This window comes from Sinimarinibacterium thermocellulolyticum (assembly GCF_040327995.1).
GTDB lineage: Bacteria > Pseudomonadota > Gammaproteobacteria > Nevskiales > Nevskiaceae > Solimonas > Solimonas thermocellulolyticum.
On sequence record NZ_JBEPIJ010000045.1, the window covers coordinates 1 to 1,450 of the forward strand.

The following is a 1,450-nucleotide window of genomic DNA, read 5'->3' on the forward strand; positions in this document are numbered from 1 at the left end:
GATCGAGCCCGTTCGAGAGATCGAACAAGTTGTCGCCCTTTGAGAGCTTCCTCACCACCCGCTTGATGTTTCCGCTCGCCAGCTTCTGCTCGAACTCCACACGCGCCTCGGGCGGCTTCTTGCTTGAAATCTCGATGGACTGCAGGTACAGATAACCCGCCGTGCCCGCCAGGCCTTTCACCGCGATGCCGCGCACGGCAATTTTTTTCACCAGCTTCTGGTTGTATGCGTCCAGCGCATCGAGGCGGTAAATCTTGTTGTGCGTGGTCTTGTGGGTGGCCGAGTAGCGCAACACCATCAGCGCCTTGAACTCCTCCAGTGACTTCAGCGTCGCCGCGCCTTCCATCTTCTGCGGCTCATCCAGAATCAGGATGGGTCGGTTGGCGCTGATCACGTCGATGGGCTTGCGGGACTGGAAATCGTCCAGCACGTCATAAATGCGGCGGTTGTCGGCTCCTCGTGCGGCGAAGGCCTGCACGTTGATCACCATAACGTTGATACCTGCATCCGATGAGAAATTCTCCAGGTGGTGTAGCTGCTTTGAGTTGTAAATGAAGAAGCGTGCCTTCTTGTGGTAGGACTCCAAGAAGTGCTCGGCAGTGATCTGCAGTGACTTGGCCACACCTTCACGGATGGCAATGCTGGGCACCACGATGATGAACTTGCTCCAGCCGTACTGCTTGTTCAGCTCGAAAATTGTCTTGATGTAGCAGTAGGTCTTGCCCGTACCCGTTTCCATCTCGATGTCGAGATTGACCTTGGCCACTTTGGTTTTGACCAGTGCGTCCGATATCGGCAGGTTCTGGCCGTGCTGCACGGCTCGAATGTTGTCGAGCAGCGCCGCTTCCGACAAGGTGAAGTCCGCGTTGCGAAACGCCGCTTCGCTTTCTGCTGCAGCTGCAAGCGAAGCGGACTCCAGCGGGAGCGCCGCTTGCGGGCTCGGTGTGGCTGCTTTCTGGCTGCCGGGATCGAGCCGATAGCGAACGCCGCCATGATGCGGAACCTGTCCCTTGAAGCAATCTACTACTGCCTGCACCGCCGCGGTCTGGTAGGCCTGCGTCTTGAATTTCAGCTTCATCGCAGCCTCCTCAGATGCACTTCACTTCGGTGGCAGGCGACAAGAGCTTGAAAATTTGCTCGACGTTGATTTTGGTTGCGTCGTCCTTGAATCCTGCATCGCGGAACACGACGCGCAGCGGCTGGCGCTTGGCCAGTTCCTTGACGAAGGCTTCGTCGATACCGCTGTGCGCGTCAAAGCAGGCAGCCAGTGCGTCGCCATCAACAAAGAACACTTCCTTGCCCTGAATAGTTTCTTTGGCAATCGGCAGCGCAAGATCAACGCCCCAATCCAGCATCACCTGGAACAGTAAGTCTTCCGCCGTGCGGTCAGGCTTGATATTGTCAACAAACAAGTCGAGATTGGCTTTGTCCAGCGCATCGGGGGCGTAGT

The 1,450-nt window shown here is 57.0% G+C and carries 1 protein-coding gene and 1 pseudogene; both read right to left on the bottom strand.

Annotated elements, in window-relative coordinates; translation table 11 throughout:
* Positions 1-1,078 (bottom strand): DEAD/DEAH box helicase family protein (locus tag ABSH63_RS15705; RefSeq protein ID WP_352891053.1); only part of this gene is annotated, 1,078 nt, incomplete at its 3' end.
* Positions 1,079-1,088: 10 nt separating this feature from the next.
* Positions 1,089-1,450, bottom strand: a pseudogene (locus tag ABSH63_RS15710) (site-specific DNA-methyltransferase); the annotation flags it as partial.